Source organism: Stenotrophomonas sp. ZAC14D2_NAIMI4_7, from assembly GCF_003086675.1.
Classification (GTDB): Bacteria; Pseudomonadota; Gammaproteobacteria; order Xanthomonadales; family Xanthomonadaceae; genus Stenotrophomonas.
This window is the reverse complement of sequence record NZ_CP025995.1, coordinates 3,186,490-3,205,284: the sequence shown is the minus strand read 5'-3', so window position 1 is coordinate 3,205,284 and position 18,795 is coordinate 3,186,490. Positions and strand designations below refer to the sequence as shown.

General features: G+C 59.1%; 12 protein-coding genes and 1 pseudogene. 7 read left to right on the top strand and 6 right to left on the bottom strand.

Annotated elements, in window-relative coordinates:
• Positions 1–19: 19 nt before the first annotated feature.
• Complete coding sequence (locus C1922_RS14800; protein WP_108750449.1) at positions 20–748, bottom strand: TorF family putative porin; 729 nt, start codon at positions 746–748, stop codon at positions 20–22.
• Positions 749–1,003: 255 nt separating this feature from the next.
• Here C1922_RS14800 and C1922_RS14795 point away from each other — a divergent pair, with 255 nt between their 5' ends.
• The 4 genes from C1922_RS14795 (at position 1,004) to C1922_RS14775 (ending at position 5,799) form a co-directional block, all read left to right on the top strand.
• Entirely contained in the window at positions 1,004–1,405 is a 402-nt protein-coding gene (locus tag C1922_RS14795) for a hypothetical protein (RefSeq protein WP_108750448.1), read from the top strand.
• A gap of 3 nt (positions 1,406–1,408) precedes the next feature.
• Positions 1,409–1,855 carry a 3-dehydroquinate dehydratase gene (locus C1922_RS14790; RefSeq protein ID WP_108750447.1) on the top strand — a complete coding sequence of 149 codons (447 nt, stop codon included), beginning with the start codon at positions 1,409–1,411 and terminating at the stop codon, positions 1,853–1,855.
• Positions 1,856–2,283: 428 nt separating this feature from the next.
• Positions 2,284–2,685, top strand: a complete 402-nt coding sequence (locus C1922_RS14785) for a hypothetical protein (protein ID WP_108751616.1) — start codon at positions 2,284–2,286, stop codon at positions 2,683–2,685.
• A gap of 1,839 nt (positions 2,686–4,524) precedes the next feature.
• The gene (locus C1922_RS14775) at positions 4,525–5,799 is read left to right on the top strand and encodes a TniQ family protein (RefSeq protein ID WP_108750445.1); all 1,275 of its coding nucleotides are present in this window, start codon (positions 4,525–4,527) and stop codon (positions 5,797–5,799) included.
• An 8-nt stretch (positions 5,800–5,807) separates the two neighbouring features.
• Here C1922_RS14775 and C1922_RS14770 read toward each other — a convergent pair whose 3' ends face one another.
• The 3 genes from C1922_RS14770 to C1922_RS14760 form a co-directional block, all read right to left on the bottom strand.
• Positions 5,808–7,115, bottom strand: coding sequence for an ATP-binding protein (locus C1922_RS14770; RefSeq protein WP_159092001.1), 1,308 nt, complete (start codon positions 7,113–7,115; stop codon positions 5,808–5,810).
• A 76-nt stretch (positions 7,116–7,191) separates the two neighbouring features.
• On the bottom strand, positions 7,192–9,396 hold the full coding sequence (locus C1922_RS14765; RefSeq protein ID WP_159091999.1) for a hypothetical protein: 2,205 nt from the start codon (positions 9,394–9,396) through the stop codon (positions 7,192–7,194).
• Positions 9,386–10,306: a TnsA endonuclease N-terminal domain-containing protein gene (locus C1922_RS14760; RefSeq protein WP_108750442.1), complete on the bottom strand. Its 921-nt coding sequence runs from the start codon at positions 10,304–10,306 to the stop codon at positions 9,386–9,388. The genes C1922_RS14765 and C1922_RS14760 overlap by 11 nt, the downstream gene beginning before the upstream one ends.
• Positions 10,307–11,926: 1,620 nt before the next feature.
• On the opposite strand from C1922_RS14760, the pseudogene C1922_RS20715 reads away from it, so the two are divergent.
• The 3 genes and pseudogenes from C1922_RS20715 to C1922_RS14740 all read left to right on the top strand — a co-directional run.
• Positions 11,927–12,058: pseudogene (locus tag C1922_RS20715) on the top strand (IS3 family transposase); the annotation flags it as partial.
• Positions 12,059–12,179: 121 nt separating this feature from the next.
• A complete protein-coding gene (locus C1922_RS14745) occupies positions 12,180–14,594 on the top strand; it encodes an ATP-dependent endonuclease (protein WP_108750439.1) in 2,415 nt (804 codons plus the stop codon).
• On the top strand, positions 14,591–16,522 hold the full coding sequence (locus C1922_RS14740) for a UvrD-helicase domain-containing protein (RefSeq protein ID WP_108750438.1): 1,932 nt from the start codon (positions 14,591–14,593) through the stop codon (positions 16,520–16,522). Before C1922_RS14745 ends, C1922_RS14740 begins: the two co-directional genes overlap by 4 nt.
• A 370-nt stretch (positions 16,523–16,892) precedes the next feature.
• Here the strand turns inward: C1922_RS14740 and C1922_RS14735 are convergent, their stop codons facing one another.
• Together C1922_RS14735 and fabF are read right to left on the bottom strand one after the other, a co-directional pair.
• Positions 16,893–17,507 (bottom strand): TetR/AcrR family transcriptional regulator, encoded by a 615-nt coding sequence (locus C1922_RS14735; RefSeq protein WP_267896400.1) that lies wholly within the window; start codon positions 17,505–17,507, stop codon positions 16,893–16,895.
• Positions 17,504–18,781 (bottom strand): beta-ketoacyl-ACP synthase II, encoded by a 1,278-nt coding sequence (gene fabF / locus C1922_RS14730; protein WP_108750436.1) that lies wholly within the window; start codon positions 18,779–18,781, stop codon positions 17,504–17,506. The genes C1922_RS14735 and fabF overlap by 4 nt, the downstream gene beginning before the upstream one ends.
• Positions 18,782–18,795 lie beyond the last annotated feature (14 nt).

Genomic DNA, 18,795 nt, shown 5'->3' with positions numbered 1-18,795 from the left:
CAGCGATGCCGGACTCAGTTCAGAACGACGCCTGCAGCGCGGCTTCGACGCGCGAACCCGCCAGATCGGGGAAGATGCGCTTGGCCGCCGAATCGGTGGCGTGCGCGGTCACGCGCAGTTCGAACGGCGCCTTGAAGGCCCAGATGCCGCTCAGTTGACCGTGCGTGTAGCTGTCGTTGTAGGCATCTTCCAGCCAGTAATGGCCCACGGCAGCCTCGAAGCGGACGCTGTCGCTGACCGGCAGTCGTGCGCCCAGCTGCGCGTACACGCCGCGCTCATCGGTGGCCAGGGCATCGGGCGAATACGCCACCTGCAGCCAGTAGTTCTGCTTCCAGGTCACGGTGCTGTTCAACTCGGTCCAGTTCAGATCCACCGTAGTGGACGGGTACCGGTAATGGGTCAGGTTGACGTCCAGCGCCCAATCATCGGACAGGCCGCCGGACCAGCCGGCGATGAAATCCAGCTCGCTGCTGGCATGGGTACCCGGCGCAAACTCGACATTGGATCCCCAGACCGACGCATACCAGCCCGATTCGGCGCCGGCCTTGAAGCCGGCCTGCACGGCCGCATCGCCCTGGGTCTGGCTGGAACCGCGCCACACATAATCATTGGCAATGGCGGCCGAGCCGGACACGGTGGCCGCATGGCTGCTGAGCGCGGCGCCGGCGAACAGGACAAGGCCGGCCAGGCTACGGATGGCAATGACCTGGGCGCTGACGCGCTGGCCCGGGAAGAGGTGCAGAGACATGGAATGACAACTCACAGGATGGCTGTTCAGCCGATGCGAAAATTGTCGAATCGATACCTGTAAAAAGCCCATTCCCGCGTTGATACGCCGCGTAAAATCTTCATAAAATTTCACGCCCCGCTGGCGACGATGCAGCGCACCGCGCCCGCCGTTACGTTGATTTTATGCCGGGCAGGCAGAACACGGCTGGCGATTTTACGCAGCCCACCGCGACCATGGCATTACCGCACCGCAGGGTGTGAAACCAGAACCGCCATGACCGTGATCGTGATTCGCCACGCAACCCCCAGCAGTGCGCCGCCGAGCCTGCCTGCGCACTTGGGCAACCATCCCGTGGTCTGCAGAGACTGCAGTGGCGTGGAAGAGATTCGCCAGTGTCTGTGCCAGATCGACGCCCAGCCCCGCGACTGGGTGGTGCTGGAACTGGGTGCCGTGGACGAGCAGCAATGGTGCGAACAGGCCGCCGCGCTGGGCCATGCGCTGGACCAGCTGCCGGCGCAGTACATCGAAGTCCAGGCTACCTGCGAACTGGACCTGCAATCGCGGCTGCGCCTGCAGCACGCGCCGGCCGCCGTGGTGGTCGACCATCGCAACGCGCAGGGCGGCTATCCGCTCTCGCTGGGCATCATCCGCCACCGTCTGGCCATGGAGGCCTGAGCCATGTCGATCTTCATCATTCGCGGCCCGGAAGCCAGTGGCCGTCTTATCCGCACGGCCGCACCGCTGCCCAGCCCAGTATTGAAGGCGCTGGTGGAACGCGCCATCGATGCCGGCACCACCATCGCCATCCGCGCGTGCGGTTCCGAACAGGAACTGCTGGACGCACTGCGCGTGGCCGACCACAGCCGCGGCGAGATCACCCTGCTTGACCCCGGTGCGTGCGCCGACAGCGCCCGCCTGCAGCGCCTGCTGCCGCATCTGCATAACGCCTATGTGGAAGTGCACGACGATGGCGCACAGCGCGAGACCTGCATTCCCGCCGGTGCGGGGCGCCGGCTGGCGGTGGCCAGTGGCTACGGTGCGCAGAGCTATGCGTTGGGGCTGGAGATCGCGCTGGAACACCTGGGGCTGGCCGAAGACAGCAACCGCTTCCACGTGGGGACCTGAGCCGCACCCGGCGGATTTGTAGCGTCGAGCCATGCTCGACGAACCGTCGGCAATCGGTGTCGCAATCGGCGCGCCGCATGGCGCGCCTGCAGCGTATCGGCGTATTGCAACCTTTTCGATCTTTCCAACTTTCCTCATTGGCGGCCAAGGCCACCCATGCGAAACATATGTGGCCACCGAAAACGGGTGGCACGGGCTTGCAATCCCGTTTGGTAGTCGTGTTGGTTACGCTTGCCTGTCGGCGTCGCTCATTCCCTGTGGGTGGCGTCGGCAGGCACTCTGTCCGCGCACCTATGGCGGGCGGTACGTGGGGGCCCTGTGCCCGCCGGCGTTTTGCACGATTGCCACCGGTATTGCAACCACGCACCGTCCGCCACCCTTGCTGTTAAGCGGGGTGGCTTCTTTGCCGCATGCAGAAGGATGCCGCCATGAGCACCTCGCGATACCCCTACCTGTTCGCCACCCTGGGCGAGGCCGCCAACACGCTGCCCGATGAACTTGCCCAACCGCTGGAAACCACGCTTGCCGCCCAGCAGACCGATGCGGGCATCACCCTGCTGGGCAGCCTGCAGCGCATTCGTAACGTAGATGCGGCCGATGGCCAGCCGCTGCAGCGCAAGGGGCGCAGCACCGGCCAGTGCATGGCGCTGGCGCGCATCAACCGCGCCAACGCAGGTCTGACGCTGCTGCTGGAACTGCTGCACGCCAGCGAGCGCGTGCGCGTGGATGGCGACGAAGCGCAGCAGGTCGGCAACGATGTGCGCGAAGGCCTGCTGCTGGCCTGCCGTGGCCTGGCTGAGTATGTGGATGTGCAGGTGCACGCGGCTTGAGGCTCGCCGCCGGGCATGGCCCGGCGCTACCGGTGGTGGCCGAGCCGTGCCCCGCGGCGCCGGTGTTGCCCGGCCCTTGGTAGCGCCGGGCCATGCCCGGCCCTTGGTAGCGCCGGGCCATGCCCGGCTGGTTGTTGACAATTGTTCGGCCAATTGACACCCGCACGCAGCCAGCGATTCAACTTAGCCAGCCGGTCACGAGCATACATAAGTTTGCTCAAAACGGTATGCCATGAGAGGCGTATATGTAATTGAAACCGACAATTGTTTACTAAATCCGTTCTAGTGGAACAGAACAAGCAATCCCGTAAGAATGGACAGCACGCCAGTTGAAGCTGGGACAACGGATGCTTCCGAACCTCCCCCTGCCCTTACCAGACGAGACGCTCTACAGTTGGTGTCATGCGGTGCAACGCAGCTCTGGTTTGGGCTGCACCCTGACCTCGAGCAACCTGTTCGGGAAGCCCCGAGCCGGGTTTCGCCATGACTTCCCAGCATATCTCGACACTCTGACTGAGCGCACCGCAGGTGGGCTAGGAACGGCAGCTGAAATCATCGATAGGCGCACCCTGCTTGGATTCTTTCTTAGAACGGCCGAGAAGAGCGAAGTCGACGCCATTGTCCACTCTGTACGATCTGACGTACGCCCCCACCTGAAGCTGGAATTTGGCCTGCCTGCGAGCAAGATCAGCGCATTCCATCCGCTTAAATCGTGCGCCGAGTGTCGAAAGTCTGACCAATCAGACTATGGTCGATCGTACTGGCACTGGGAGCACCAGCTGCCGAGCGTTTTGATCTGCCCTCGCCACCACTTATTGCTGGATGTCTGCAGCAATACGCGCTCACCTACCGCCCTGCACTACTGGCTTGAGCCATCAAAGAGTGACTGTCGGATCGTGTGCGCGAGAACTTCCGAAGCAATGCCTTTTCTGACAAGAGTGGCAGATGACACGATACGCCTCATGAACTTGCCGATGGGAAGTCTGAGGCGAGACGTTTGCGTAGCCGCTCTTCGAAGCACACTGAAGAGCAACGGACTACTTAGCCTGGGCGGTCATGTTCGGCAAAGATCAGCCTTTAACCTCGTTGCAGCTCGCCTGAAGCCGATCGAATCGATCTCAGCACCATTGCTCTGGCCAAGATTGGATCAAGCAATGGTCGAGAGCATGGTCAACCTGGGCAGGTGGTGCTCGATTGGAGTGCACCCTCTCAAGTTCCTCCTCCTTGTAGAGTGCCTGACGGATCGATGGGAGGACTTCAGCCGCCTACTCCAGGGCCCGATGTGCTCTACCTCGGACCTATCAATCGGGCCTGAACCAGCGGCTCCACTGCAAGTAGAAGCCTCGCTGCCACCCACCCCATCAGTCAAAGAGCTTTTGGAGAAGGGCATGTCTCTTACGGCTGCGGCAATTCACCTGGGCGTATCCACTACAACTGTCACTCAATGGGCTCGCCAGCAATGCGTTGCTTTCAATACCAGGCCCAAGTGGCTGGGCGCCTCGACCAGGCGGGTCATCGAAGATCGCCTCGGCCGGGGGGACACCGTTCATGACATAGGTGCTCTGACCGGCGCATCGCGGGCAAGCATTAGTCGAATTCTTGCAGCGAACAAGGAAACCAAACTCGCGAGGAAGGTCGCGATCTTCTCGAAAAAGCGTAGCGACTGCAGACGCGATTTTGTTGATTCACTTCGCAAGAGCCCATCAGCTCCCGTCAGAGAATTTCGCTCTAAGCCAAACTCCCCGTACACATGGCTTTATAGAAATGATCGAAACTGGCTAACAAAAATCATAGCGAGCCGTTCAAACATTACTACCTACAGCCAAAGGAAGCACTAGATTGATCGGCTACCTACCTCTACTCAAGCACGGCGCACATATCGACACCATCAGTGGATGGAACATCCAGCGTCGGGACACAGGCGCGGTCAAAGATGGGGGATTCGGGATAACGCTTGATCTACGAGGGACAAGTCGAGCGTTTCAGTCGATCCTCTTCGGAGCAGGAAGCGACGCAGTTGCCTCTACAGTATTTGGCGATCCATCAAGAGCCGAAGAGGTGCTTGAGCACCATACGCTTTTTGGAATTTACACCCGACACCTGGAAGTATCGCGAACAAAGGTTCTTGCAGACAACCTCCGATCTGCACCCGAGAGCCGATCCACACCAAGAATTGTTGTCATTCAGAACGCTGGAACTCGCGTCACAAGAAATCACCGGAGATCTTGCCCCACATGCATGGAGCTAGACATAGCCGATCAGGGGTTTCCTTCATGGTGGGTACTTCACTACCTGCCCTACTTCGACCACTGCCCATACCATGGCTCCAAGCTCGTTAGAGAACAGTTGCGAGTAGTCCGTGCGAACAGACTTCCAACCGGCAAAGGAACAAGCTGCGAGAGTCGCGCGGGCCAGGACAGCACTGGGTACAAGACATATCTAGACCATTGGTCATCTGCGATGAGAAATGAATGCCCTCAGATTAGAGAAGCTGAGTGGACGAGGCTTGTAACAAGCTTCACTCAGAGAATGGGCTCAAGCAAGGCGGCCATTTCCACTGTTACCAACACATTGAAAGACCTATGGGGAGTCCACCCAAAGAATTTTGGCCGACTTATTTCGCCAAACATCACCCCAGACTTTGTCTCCAGACAGCTGCAGCTTCAGTCCAGCTACTTCGTCACGCCGGAGCGAATTGCCCTGCTGGGCGCACTAGAAGAACTCGGCGCGATGCGCACGTCAGAACCCCAGCAGATTTTTAGATTTCACAAGCGCGACGACGCCAAGAGTGAGTTCGTCGATGCTCTTACGGAAATGGCCTATAGCAGAGGACTTCCGGGCCTACTTGTTCCACTATTGCTCCAGCAAGGGACAGCACAAGCAATTGGAAATGCATGCAAAATTCCGCGCCATCATGTATCGCGATTTATCAATGAGCTGCCTGACCAAACACTCATGCAACTGCTTCGTCACTTCCCGCCACCCAGAACTTCCTGCGTGAGACGAGAGCTTGTTCGTAGGAGAGTGTACACATCCCAACGCAGCCTCCTCAGGGCGCTCGCCAGCAATGCTCACGAGGAGGCGGATGAGGCTGAGGGAGGCATCGAGGCTTGAGTTAGCGCTTATGGCCGGGAGATGATCTTTTCGCGCGTAGCCTCTTCGACCATCCTTTGCACAGACCGCTCACTCACCCGGCTCGCGCGCGACTCTTGCTTGCTATGCTTCATAGCCTCCTTCTCGTACTCGGCAGATCGCCCATGTAGACGTCCCCGCTTCGCACCCGACCCTGGATCGCCCCGTCCAGGGCTGGGGGCACGCGGCAAGTCCCCATATTCTGCGGCGAAGTTGCCCGAACTGATCGCCTGCGCGATCTTCAGAAGCGGCTTGATCCTAGGGGACTTTGAGGCATCGACGATGTCCGCGACTGTCAGTCGGTTGCCATTGGGGCTTCTCTTGAGAGCCCTCGATTGAGCCTCTGCCCACCACTCCATAAAGAATGCAGGCACGCCGGCGCAACCACCAAAAGTAGCATCAACAACTTCAGCCACTTTGGGTACATCCTTGAAGACTGAGAATCTCATTGCGCCAGGAACGTACTCCGAGCACCACCACGACACATTCGCGCTTGCAGCCGGGACAAGCTCGTACCATCCTGCCTTGGCAAATCGCCTAGCAAGCTGAGCGCTTGCCGCAAGGTTAGTAAACGCCAAGGGGTTACCTGACAGGAGAACAGGTATTCCAATGTTCATAAGCCGAATGAAGTAGTTGACGAAGACGTCACCCCAAGTCGCAGCGTCCAGTGTTGACTGTTGATTCTCATCAACGACAAGCAGCCCCACACGGTGCATCGACAGCAGCCGAGTCACCAAGGCTGACTTTGCCTCCAGATCTCGCTGGCGTCTCAATTCGTTGACGTAGGATGTTCCGAGCACTCTATCCAGTTCGCCAAGGATGGCTGCGTACAGTCCTCCGCGAGTGGGCTGCGCGGGAAAGTCAATGAACAGGTACGTTACCTGCAATAGCCTCGACCATCCGGCAACTTCGCTGCGCGTATGCATAACAATTTGGGGACCCATCACCGACAGCATCCGTTTGATGGTCGCACTCTTTCCGACCCCAGTTATTCCGCTTACCACACACCCCGACACCTCGCACCGAAGACTTTGATTTGACTCAGGATCGAGGTTGCCAGCACCTGCAATCGTGTTGATGCGCACCCTCTCAGCTTGATTAAGTGGATTACGCTTATCTAGACCGTGCCTGAGCATGATCTGGATTGAGTCAGCAAGCTCTTGGTGTACCGAAGTAGGCCAGTAGTGCTGATCTCTCAGTTCAAGCTCAATCTTTCTTTCAAACCCACTTCCTAGCACGAAGCCAGGCTGCCTGAGAGGCTCGTATCTCATCGAAGCAGCTAACTGAGCAGGATCCATGTAGGGCACCAGATGCTCTGTTAGCGGATTCGCAACGTTGGCGCGTTGCTTTGTGGGTGACCTACCTTTGTTCATGTCAGTCCTCAAAGAGTCGTTGAATCGCGTCGGAGAATGCGCCATCCATTGGTGCCGCGGTCAGTTCGAGCTGCCGCTGGGATTCACTTGAGAAATGCTGGCCATGCCCGCCTCTGGTTGCCGACATCTCTGCTCTTCTGTTGGCTCTGAGGTGCTCTGGGTTAGGCTTCTTTGACCTCCGAATCCCCTTCTTCTCTAGCTCATCGCCGCGCTCCTTCTTCGCTGCTTTCTCCACACGGCTGCGGCGTTCAGCCGTATCCAGCGCCTGCTGATCCCGATCATGCGACGCCAACACTCTTTGAGTTGCCTCACGCTCGTCGTAATGCTGGAGATCGAAATAGGTCATGCCCAGCCGCAGCTCCTGATCGATCGCATCCACTTCAGGCACCGGGTTCAGACCCATACGGGTCGCGAACCAGATCCGCGTGAGATCCTCATCATTGCAGCGGACTTCGATTCTCTGTTCCCGCCCGGTCTTCACTGCGGCCCTGTAGCCCTCAGACTCGACAACGTCCTTTGAGATGTACCGGAACCACCGAATCTTTTTGCCGGTATCGTTGCGTAACAGGTAGATGCCACGTTCCGTGATCACCGCCTGACGGCGGGGCAACAGCTGCGCCCGCAAGCTATCAAGCTTCGGCGGAACGTCGGCGCGCATGCCATGCTCCATCAGCCAATTAGCAACATTGATTCGCGTCGGCCTGATGCCCTGCTGAATCATTGCCGTAGGTGCGAGGTGTCGCACTTCTTGATTGTTCCACTCGATGATCATCAGGATCAGCTCATGCATGTACTCTTCATAGTTGTATAGCGCTTCTGCTCCTGGGTGCTTGTCGCCTCGCCCTCGTCTCTTGCCAAACGTGGTTCCGGGAAGTTTGTGGTCAATCGCCTTGTGATCACGATGGTGCTGGGTCTCGACGTTCGGCTTGCTAACCCCGCTATACGCACTCGCATACTCAACTGAGTAGTTGAAGTGCTCCGTACCGTCGATGGTCATCTTGGTTTTCATCTCACCGTTGTCCACCAAGTAGACTCGGCACATGATGGCCGGCCAGCAGGCGGCGTCATATTCGATACCGAAGCGATCGCATATTTCCTGCTTACTCTCGACCGAGCACAGCAAAGCATTCAGCGCAGTGAAGCTGCTCGGAGACTCCCAACCGACGTAGAAGCCAAGGATCAGCCCAGTTCGGACTTCCTTGATGAGCGTTCGCGTCATTGGAGGGAGCACGTGAGTACGGGACATCATGGAGACCAGATAGACGTCCGTAGATGTGGAGTCCACCTCTGCCAGATGCCCGAACTCGTGCACCTGGTCTTGCGAGGTTCCTGGTATCGGAGACATGCGCGATGCGGGGATACCCAAGCGCTGCTGCCGTGCCCCGACGGAATTTAGCTTTATCCCCCAATATCTAAACTGCTTCTGCGTGGGCCGAAGCTCTGACGGCCACAGCTTCGGCTTTCCATCAGATTCCACGTCCGCCCAGAAGCGACTGCAGCAGAGGAGGTACGCATCCCTCTCTGTCTTGCGGGGACCGATCAAGAGGTAGCCCGCGGCTAATCGAGTCTTATCGAGCTCAGAGAGCGGCTCGCCTCGCCTATCTTTTGCCTTCTCAAGCCGAGACGTGCGGCCGATTTTCTTTCTTTGGTTCCGTACTTGACCCCTCCCCCCTTGCATTTCAGTCCTTGGCAGCAAGCTGTTGATGTAGCCGCCACTGGCAAGATAGAGGTGCAGCCGGCGATAGATCGTCGCCACATCGACACCGTGCTCTAGCGCGTGACCAGCGATCAGCGCGCTGAGGGATTTCATGCCAAGGGCGATCTTCCTAAGGGGCAGCTTTCCTATCAGTCCTTCAATGCTCGCCCACGCATCGTTCCGCCGTGAAATCTGACTGACCGTCTTGTTTCTGTCCTTCTCATTGACCGGCACCCCGAGAAGGTCGGTATCAGAGAGCGCCCAATGGGGCGGATTTTTCCAATGCACCTCGGCGACTGCGGCCGACTCAAATCCCTGCTCCAGAACCTCCAGCGACAGAACGAAGGGACCGAGGACATACCCATTAGCTTTCCGCCCGTTCACGGTTCCTGGGAGTGGGATCAAGATCGCTGAGTCGCTGTCTTTGTCTATCGCCAGCAGCCTGCAGCTCTCTACCAGCGGGCTGTCACCAACCCCTGGCCCCAAGACCATCCCTTCCTCAAGCTTCATGACGTCCCCCAAGCCATTTCGCTGCCTGTGCCGCTCGGAAGGCCTTGCCGCCAGGCCGAAGAGGCCTTGCCAGGGAGATCTGCGTCGCGAGATCGACGTCTATGTGCTGGTGCCAGATCGACGTGCGAAGGGCGGACACCATTGTGTCGTGATCCCAGGGCAGCCCTTTGGCGGCGCGCCGTGCAGCCTGCATGGCAGGACGCGTATAGACCAAACTATCAAGGCGATCCACGAAGTCAGCGTATTCAGACGAGGAGGCCAGAACCCTGTATCGATCGGGATCTCCCACAGGCCCGTACGCCTCCAGTTGAACTATCAGCGTGCGCGGCAGCTGCTCGGGGTGTGCTAGTACAAAAGGGATTTTCCCCGCTTCGCAGTAGAGACGATCGAGCTCCAGGCGCTGAATCTCCCGATCGTCCTCACGACCCTCAAGCACACGCTGGAGAGGCTTGCAGCTGATGGCTACAAGTCGCGCCTTATTTATCTCGGCCGGCACAGTAACCATGAGGTCCATCGTCAAGACAGTTCGGATGTCTGTACCCGGGTAGGTCCGTAGAACGAATTGCGCCTTCTCGGCGACCGCCGCCATCCCCGGGTGCATCTCCCCACATCCCAAGTCCTCCCTCAGCTGGGCCAGGGGATGGGCGTGGGGCCAGTTCCACATCGGGTACTGCTCCCGTATGTCACTAGCGCCCAGCCATCTCAGATAGTGGACCATGTGGGCTTCGCCTCTGGACAGGCAGTGCAGGCTTCGCCTCATGTAAGGAATCTGCGTCACCCTCAGATTCGACAGGGGAGACGAACGGTTGCGGGTGATTTGGATCCAGGGCCGATAGTCTTCGCCAACGCCAATGCCTCGCCCCTGCTTGAAGGCAAGTTCGAGCTGCGGCAGTGAGAATTTACGGCTCATACCGCCAGCTGCCTCTCAGGCTGCGGGGTTCGGAGCCGTGTTCTGGGCAAGAGGACCTCAGCCACTTTCGCGAAAGTCTCGCTCCCACCGGCTCGCGGCAGCAGATCTCGGATCCACAGCACTCGGGGCCTATTCAGCAAGGTACAGCTGCCCGCGCGCGCAGCGGCGACGCACATGGTGTCCACCATCTTCACACCTCAATCCGTACAGGCGCGGGGTGAGCCGGGCGTGAGCCAGCCTCCCGCGATGCCTAGGGCTTGATTGAAAGGGGAAAGAGGGGGTAGATTGGGCTCAGCGGAGACTAACGCTAAGCTTCAAAACGCCCCCGGCTGCCAGGCCGGGTTCGTTTTTTCTAGCCCCAGAGCAAGGGTCCTAGCTCACTTAGATGTCCCTCCGCAAAAGGTATCCGGGCCTGTTCTCACCCGTGTCGAGACAAGTTGGTCGTGCGGCGTCAAACAGCCACTGGGCCAAGTCGCACGACTTGATGACCCTGTTCTTCCGACCAGGGAGAGTAACCGTCGCGACACCCAGTCGCCCCTGCATTGCTGCACGCTTTGCAGCCCCCAAGGTCTGGAAGCCGAGAAGTGTCCAGACATCGGCGATTTGAACGTACACACCAAATTTCTCAGCGACGTGCTCATGGAGCTCGCTGGGGGTACTTGCTCGAATCGCCAGTATTTTGATGGATGTTTGCACTACTTGAGCATCGCTCAATGAAATGAACCAATCAACTGGATTTCGCTGAATTTGCGAAATTTCGGAGATTTTTTTACCAACCAAACTCCGAAACGATCACGCTCAATGTGAAACAAATACCACCATCAACCGTGGAACAGAAATTAACTGATATGTTATCAGTTGATCTGATTTCATATCAGTTGATCTGATATGCGCGATGCTGTTCAGAAGGTAGCCGCTCCCTGCTTGTTTTCAGCGCCCTTCACAAACTTGCCTCTCTGCAGATCCCAGGTGACTGCGCGCCTACCCCTCCAAGCTGACGTGCGCGGCCCCCCCCCAGGAATTGCTAGCTACCCTGGCCACCACGCATGGCCTTGAAGAGCGGTGAAGCGACTATCTGACGTTGGGCATACAGAGTGATCAGCTGCGACTGAATAGAGAACTGCTGGCGCTGCGCATCAAGATGCCAAAGACCGAGTCAACACCTGCGTTGTCGCAAGCCTCGGAAAGCTCCAATGCCTTGGACAAGGCCTTGCCGCGGGTCGAGGCAGCCTGCTCTGCTAGGCCGAGCATGTCGATAGAGGATAGAGCGCTCGAAACATCTGGGAAGGCAGTCTGCACACGCTTCCCGTATGCACGGACTGCACTGTTCCACCTTGCAGCACTCATGCTGCGGGAGACCGACGACTTCGTTGGGCCGTTCAACGAGGCGCATAATCTCCTCGCACTTGCGTGCGACAAATACTCTTCTTGCATGCAGGAAGCTTGAAGTGATGTGTTCAAGTGTGATTTCAGCTATCGCATGACGTCGGCGTGTCCGCTTCCGGCCAGAAGCGGTCCTCCTTTGTCCCCGATGATGAAGTTCTACCGGCCCGCGTCAGGAATATCTGGCTAAGAAAGAAGTAAACCTGCCGTTCTTCCATCTGCCGATCGAGATAGTCCACTCTAGAAACTGCAAGAGCCGATGTGTTCGAATATATCGAGCGAAGGCACAGCTCGGGGATGCGCCGAGGGGGCGCCAAGCAAGACAGCAAGTTCAAGGGCCATTTACAGCCACCCGTGATTCCTTGGTAGAGCCCATTAGAATCCGAGGGATTGAAGGGCAGAGATGAGACGAATGCGAACTCTTGATAGATTGTTGCCAGCCAAGGAACTGAACACCCCGAATCCCAGCCTCCGCCCGAGATAGGTAACCATGAAGCTACAGGCATACCGGCTGCAGAACTACCGTAGACTGCGGGACGTCGTCATCGAACTAGATGACGACATTTCGATTTTTGTCGGTGCCAACAACAGCGGCAAGACGTCTGCTGCACAAGGCCTGTACTCGATGCTCCGCGGCGAAGCGAAGAAGTTTGAACTCTTCGACTTCAGTGCAGCGCTGTGGGCCGAGATCGATGCGGTCGGCAGGACGCCTGGCGATGAGGATGCGCCCAAAAGGTTACCGTCCATCCTCTTGGATCTCTGGTTCCGCGTCGGTGAAGACGACCTTGCCATTGCAATGTCGCTGCTGCCGAGCACTGAGTGGGACGGCAAGTGCGTCGGGATCCGGGTGGCGTTCGAGCCTCGGGATGCCCACGAGCTCGTCCGAAAGTTCCATGAACTACGTGAGAAGGCCAACAACGCAGCTGTCGCGCTTGCCGTCAAGCGCAAGTCCGCCGGGGAACACGCAGTGGAGGCGGGCGCGGAAGATGCGGCTGTGGTGGTGGCCGATGCCGGCGAGTACAAGCCTTGGCCAGAAAGCCTGACGAAGTACCTCACCAAGGAGCTGAGCAAGGAATACACCTTCCGCTACTACGTGCTCGATGAGCGGGCTTTTGCCGGATATCAGGCAAAGGAGGTCGACTACGAGCCGCTACCTCTAGGCAATGAGCCGGGCGGTGCGGCCATTCTCAAGTCGCTGGTGAGGGTCGACTTCTTGCGCGCGCAGCGGCACCTCGATGACCCGGATTCCGGCAGCTCTGATCGCGCCGAGAGTTTGTCGCGGCGACTGAGCAAGTTCTATCACCGCAACTTGGAGAAGCGTGGCGACGACCATGCGGCTCTCAAGGCGCTCGATTCTTCGGAGAAGGAGCTGAACTTCCATTTGAAGGAAGTCTTCAGTGACACCCTCAAACGCCTGGCCAAGCTCGGCTATCCGGGAGTCAACAATCCCGAGATAGTGATTCGGGCAGCCTTGGATCCGACCACTGTCCTGGGGCAAGACGCTAAGGTTCACTACGTGATCCCGGGCGTGGCTTCCGCCCAACTGCCTGACAGCTACAACGGCCTGGGGTTCAAGAATTTGGTCTACATGGTGGTTGAGCTGCTCGACTTGCAGGAGCAGTGGAAAGCCGAGGAGGACAAGCGAGCTGCGCTTCATTTGATCTTCATCGAGGAACCCGAGGCGCATCTGCATGCGCAGATCCAGCAGGTCTTCATCAGGAACGTTTTGCGGCTCCTCGAGGATGCTAACGATCACGCGGATTTTTTCCACACGCAGCTCGTCATCACCACGCACTCCCCACACATCCTCTATGAGCGGGGGTTCTCCCCCATCCGGTACTTCCGCCGCGTCAGCGACCAGTTGGACCACCACACGGAAGTGCGCAATCTGTCGCAATTCAAGACGGGCGTGGCCGACGCTCCAACGCGCGAGTTCCTGCAGCGATATCTCAAGCTGACGCATTGCGATCTCTTCTTTTCCGACGCGGTCATCTTGGTGGAAGGCAACGTCGAGCGCTTACTCTTGCCTGCCATGATCGAGTCGGCGGCCAAGCGCCTGCGTTCTTCCGCCCTGACCATCCTTGAAGTCGGTGGCGCCTTCGCGCATCGGTTCCGGGAGCTGATCGCCTTTGTTGGAATCACGACACTGGTCATCACAGATCTAGACAGCGTGACAGTCGAGACGGACGCCGAGAAAGCTGCCGCGCAAGGCGCAGGTGTTGAGAGCGCCGTCGACGGAGATGACGAGGACGACGACCTGAAACCCTTCGAGCTCGAAGACGACGACGCGGCGGAACCTGGCCGAAAGAAGAAGTCCAGGAAGCGTGGCAGCACCTGCCATGCGCATGTAGAAGGTGCCGTCACGTCTAATCAAACCCTCATCAGCTGGATCCCGAAGAAGCGGTCGGTGGCGGAACTATGGGAGGTCACTGCGGAGCAAAAAACGCTGTCGCTGTCCGAGGGCTCCAGTGCTGAGATTCGGGTAGCCTATCAGACGAAGGTTTCAGTAACGGTGGGTGCGGCGACCTCGCAGCTCTGCGGGCGCACGCTTGAGGAGGCCTTTGGTCTTGAGAACGCCGACTGGTGCCAGGCTGAGGCCAACCGGGCGGTCGGCCTCAAGCTCAAGCGCGCGCCGAGCAGCCCCGAGGAGCTGGCTGAGAAGCTACACGACAGGGTAGTCGGCAAGAACTTCGACAAGACCCGCTTTGCGCTGGAGGTCCTCGCGAGCGGGCCGGTCAATGGCTGGAAGGTTCCCGCGTACATTACCGAGGGCTTGATCTGGCTCGAAGCCAAAGTGGCCCACGAGCTTGAGGCGGACGCGGCCATCGCCACAGAGGTCACCACGATTAAGCCGACTGCATCAGGTGTTGTTACTGTCATTGCTGGCGAGGGACAGACGGCATGAGCAGGCGAGTCGATAGTCCGGACACTGACGCCGACCGCGAGATCCACGCGTGCATTGCCGCGACGCCATCGCGCCCCTTCGTGGTGCGTGCCGGCGCAGGTTCGGGCAAGACCACCTCCCTTATCAAGGCGCTGGACTGGGTGATGTCGGAGCATGGCGCCAGCATGCGGGCGAAGAAGCAGAAGGTCGCGTGCATCACGTATACCGAGCTCGCCGCCAACGAAATTCTGGCGGACGTCAACGAAGACCCACTGGTCCATGTCTCGACCATCCATAGCTTCTACTGGTCCATTGCAAAGACGTTTCAGGTCGACATCAAGGTTTGGCTGCAGAGCGACATCCGCAGGCGGATCTCCACGCTTGAAGAAGAGCTCGAGAACTACGGCTCGCGTGTTCGGCAGACCACGCGCGACAGAAACAGGGCCGACCAGGAGCGCTATGCCCAAAACCTGGAGGCGGTGGCTAACGTCAAGACTTTCAACTACGGCGTGGGCAGTGACTACGCGAAGGGCATCCTCGGTCACGAGGACATCCTTCAGCTCACCGATTTCCTGTTGCAGAACCGCCCGCTGTTCCGACGGGTTGTAGCGCTAAACTATCCATTCGTGTTCATCGACGAGAGTCAGGACGCGTTCCCAGGGGTTGTGAAGTCCTTCAAGGAAGTGGAGGCTCAGATGCGAGGTAAGTTCTGCCTCGGGTTTTTTGGCGACCCTATGCAGTCGATTTTCATGAGAGGCGCAGGGGACATCCCGCTCGAAGACCATTGGCGGGCCATTACGAAACCGGAGAACTTTCGCTGCGCCAAGCAGATTCTTGACGTCGCCAACGCCGTGCGCGCGCAGGGCGACGGCATGGAGCAAGTTCGCGGGCTGCACGAGAGGGTCGGTGGGGACCTCAGGCCGGTGGAAGGCTCGGCCTGCATGTTCGTCCTTCCGAATGCACTCAATCGAACGGAAGCCCTGACAAGAGTCCGAGCGTGGAGCGCGGCGACGAACAACGACGAGGGTTGGACGACCCCAGACGACGGGGTCAAGATTCTTGTCATCGTGCACCGCATGGCCGCCAACCGGCTCGGATTTGGCGGTATCTACTCGGCACTGAACGATAAGACGTCGGAGGCCATGAAGCAGGGGCTGCAGGACGGCACCGGTTGGCCCGTTCGACCCTTCCTCAGTTTCGCCCTGCCGATCGTTGCAGCCGTGAAAGCCGGCAACGAGTTCGCAGCAATGAACCTGCTCCGAGAGTTCAGCCCGCGCCTGGCGCCTAACGCACTGGTCGGCCGCCGTGCCGCAGATGTGCTGCGAGAGCTGCACGCAGCCGTATTGAGACTTGTCGCCATGCTGGATGAGGCAGTCACCACCGTTGGCGATATTGCTCTTCATCTCCGCGACGCGGGCCTTTTCGAGTTCGATGAGCGCTATGCGCGCGTGCTTGGGTTCGTCGGAGATGTTTCAGAACCAGCTCAAGAGGTTGATGCATCTGACGCAACTCCCGCCGAGGGACGATCCGCCGACGCAGCGATGGTCAAGTTCTTCAGGTGCTGTGCGCACGAGCTTCGGCCCTACGAACGATATGTCTCAGAAGGCTCCCCCTATGCCACGCAGCACGGTGTGAAGGGAGCCCAGTTCGAGCGCGTCATCGTAGTGATGGACGAGGAGGAGAGTGACTACCGGACCTACAACTACGAGCGTATCTTCGCCAGCGCTGAGGCCCGTGCAGCAGATCGCGCACGAGTGCAGGGTGGTGATGAAAACACCTGGAGCCGAACGCTGCGCCTGCTTTACGTCTGCTGTACTCGCGCCCAGCGTGGTCTGGTGTTGACATTCTTTGTCGCCGATCCGGCGAACTTCTTGGAGAACGTCGTGGCAAGCGGGATCCTGCCCCGGAGTGCGGTGTTCACACAGGACGCGCTGGTTGCATTTCCGTAGTCTCATGGACACCAGATGGCGTCAAGTTGATTATGCGGTTCAGCGGTAGATTAAATTTTCAGTGCCATGGATGACGAAGGGATTCATAAGCGGAATACTGAACGTTCGCTTTGGGGCTGAGGGCGCCTTTCCCTACCCCCGATAAATCTTCCTAATCGCCCTGCCCACCTGGTCCGCTTACGGCCAAAAGCGGCCATAGATCGCGATGTCCGCCTCCGGCCAGGAGCGGTCGTTAGCTCGCGCCGCCAGACCGCGCCTGACCGACCTAACGGCATTACCCCGCCACCGCAAAACCAGCCACAGAAGACAGCAATTTCCGGGACGAGCACAGTGCGCGAAGCCCGGGCAGTATTGAACACAGTCGCCCCGGTCATCCCAATGAGCCATAGCCATAGGATCGAGTGAATAGTTCAATCGTTGCATTACAACCGGAAACTGGCGCTGTACCTTTGGGCAAGCCCTGCTCCGCCAGGATCAGCCGAAGGAACTTTTCCCCATCCTCGCCGTTGTTCAGTTTGGGTGACACGTCGGAAAGTGCTCGCACAGCGGCCTGTCGATAAGGCTGCAGCACTTCATTCCAACGATCCATGTAGACACTTTTGTGCATATCCGAGCGTAGCAAGATTTGGCAAAATGCTTGACAGGATGGATCCCCGGCCAGCATCCGGATGCCCTGAACGATGCAAGTCAAAGCATCTCGAAGCCCGACTTCACGCCGCATTTCCAGCGTGGGCTTTGGCATTGAACCCAAGTGTCCATCCATGACCGCCCGATAGAGGCGTTCCTTGTCGCGGTAGTGTGCGTAGATGGTGACTTTGGTGATGCCACAAACCTCTGCGATTCGCTTCATCGTCCCACTCTCAAAACCGTCCTCCGCGAACACTTCGCCAGCAGCATGCAAGATTCTTTGCCGGCTCTCCGCCCTGGCGCTCTCCCAGCGGAGAGCCGTTCGACTTGCGCGTGCGGGAGGCCGAGGTGCGTTCACAGGCGCCGGAAAACTGCGCTGGCGTTCACGCCACCGAATCCAAATCCGTTGCTCAAGGCAAATTCTATGTTGGCCTTTCGAGGCCGCTCGGACACAATCAGAAGACCTTCCGACAGCGGGTCAGGTTGCTGAAGATTGAGCGTGGCCGGTGCGAGCTGATCGCGCAGTGCGAGAACAGTAAAGATCGCCTCAATGCCGCCAGCTGCCCCCAACAGGTGCCCAGTGCTGGATTTGGTGGCAGATATCAGCAGATCGGGACGAGAACCGAACAGGGAGCGCATCGCAGCAAGCTCTGCCCGATCACCTACCTGAGTCGACGTCGCATGCGCATTGATGTGATCAACCTGCGCAGGCGTGATACCCGCCTGTGCCAGGGCAATCTCCATTGCTCGCCGCGCGCCACTGCCGTCGTCGGGCCCTGCTGTCAGATGGTAGGCATCGGAGGTCGTTCCGTAACCGACCAGTTCGGCCAGCGGTTTGGCGCCACGAGCCAAGGCGTGGTCCAACCGCTCGATCACGAGCAACCCTGCCCCTTCAGACATGACAAACCCGTCACGCTGTTCATCGAAGGGGCGAGACGCCGCTTGGGGGGTGTCATTGAAAGAGGTGCTCAGCGCCTTGGCCGCCGCGAAGCCGCCCAAGCTGACCCGGTTCATCGCCGCCTCCGCCCCACCGCACAGTGCGATGTCCGCCTCGCCGGACCGGATGAGACGCGCGGCATCGCCAATGGCTTGGACACCCGCTGCGCAGGCCGTGACGGGCGCACCCTGCGGGCCCATGAACCCGTAACGGATCGAGGCCTGCCCTGCCGCCATGTTGGCCAGGAAGGTCGGCGCGGTGAAGGGCGACAGCCGTCCAGGCCCGCGGCGTTCGGTGGTGTGTACCGCATTGACGATCGACCCGAACCCACCGATGCCCGTGGCAATCACGGTCGCCGTTCGCAGCAGCCCGCGTTCATCGGCTTCCCGCCAACCGGCCTGCTCAAGCGCTTCATGCGCAGCGACCAGCGCAAACTCAACGAACCGGTCCATCTTCTTGAGATCTTTCGGCGCGATGATTCCGGTGGAATCAAAGCCAGCCTCCGGATCCTGCGTGCGATCAGGCACGCGTCCGCCAACCTCGCAGCCGGTTCCAGCCGCAAGATCTGCTCCCAGCGACCCAACGCCGGAGCGCCCGGCCAGGAGGCGGGACCAGACGATTTCCACACCGCAGCCAAGTGGGCTGACCACGCCCATTCCGGTCACCACGATGCGGTCTCTGTCAGCAATGCTCATGAATCACTTCCCGT

What these genes read in the sequence shown, in the direction of transcription:
- C1922_RS14760 (WP_108750442.1), bottom strand. Translation starts at nt 10,306, where the DNA reads ATGAGCCGTAAATTCTCACTGCCGCAGCTCGAACTTGCCTTCAAGCAG.
- C1922_RS14740 (WP_108750438.1), top strand. Translation starts at nt 14,591, where the DNA reads ATGAGCAGGCGAGTCGATAGTCCGGACACTGACGCCGACCGCGAGATC.
- C1922_RS14745 (WP_108750439.1), top strand. Translation starts at nt 12,180, where the DNA reads ATGAAGCTACAGGCATACCGGCTGCAGAACTACCGTAGACTGCGGGAC.
- C1922_RS14765 (WP_159091999.1), bottom strand. Translation starts at nt 9,396, where the DNA reads ATGAAGCTTGAGGAAGGGATGGTCTTGGGGCCAGGGGTTGGTGACAGC.
- C1922_RS14795 (WP_108750448.1), top strand. Translation starts at nt 1,004, where the DNA reads ATGACCGTGATCGTGATTCGCCACGCAACCCCCAGCAGTGCGCCGCCG.
- C1922_RS14785 (WP_108751616.1), top strand. Translation starts at nt 2,284, where the DNA reads ATGAGCACCTCGCGATACCCCTACCTGTTCGCCACCCTGGGCGAGGCC.
- C1922_RS14800 (WP_108750449.1), bottom strand. Translation starts at nt 748, where the DNA reads ATGTCTCTGCACCTCTTCCCGGGCCAGCGCGTCAGCGCCCAGGTCATT.
- C1922_RS14770 (WP_159092001.1), bottom strand. Translation starts at nt 7,115, where the DNA reads ATGGATCCTGCTCAGTTAGCTGCTTCGATGAGATACGAGCCTCTCAGG.
- C1922_RS14790 (WP_108750447.1), top strand. Translation starts at nt 1,409, where the DNA reads ATGTCGATCTTCATCATTCGCGGCCCGGAAGCCAGTGGCCGTCTTATC.
- fabF (WP_108750436.1), bottom strand. Translation starts at nt 18,781, where the DNA reads ATGAGCATTGCTGACAGAGACCGCATCGTGGTGACCGGAATGGGCGTG.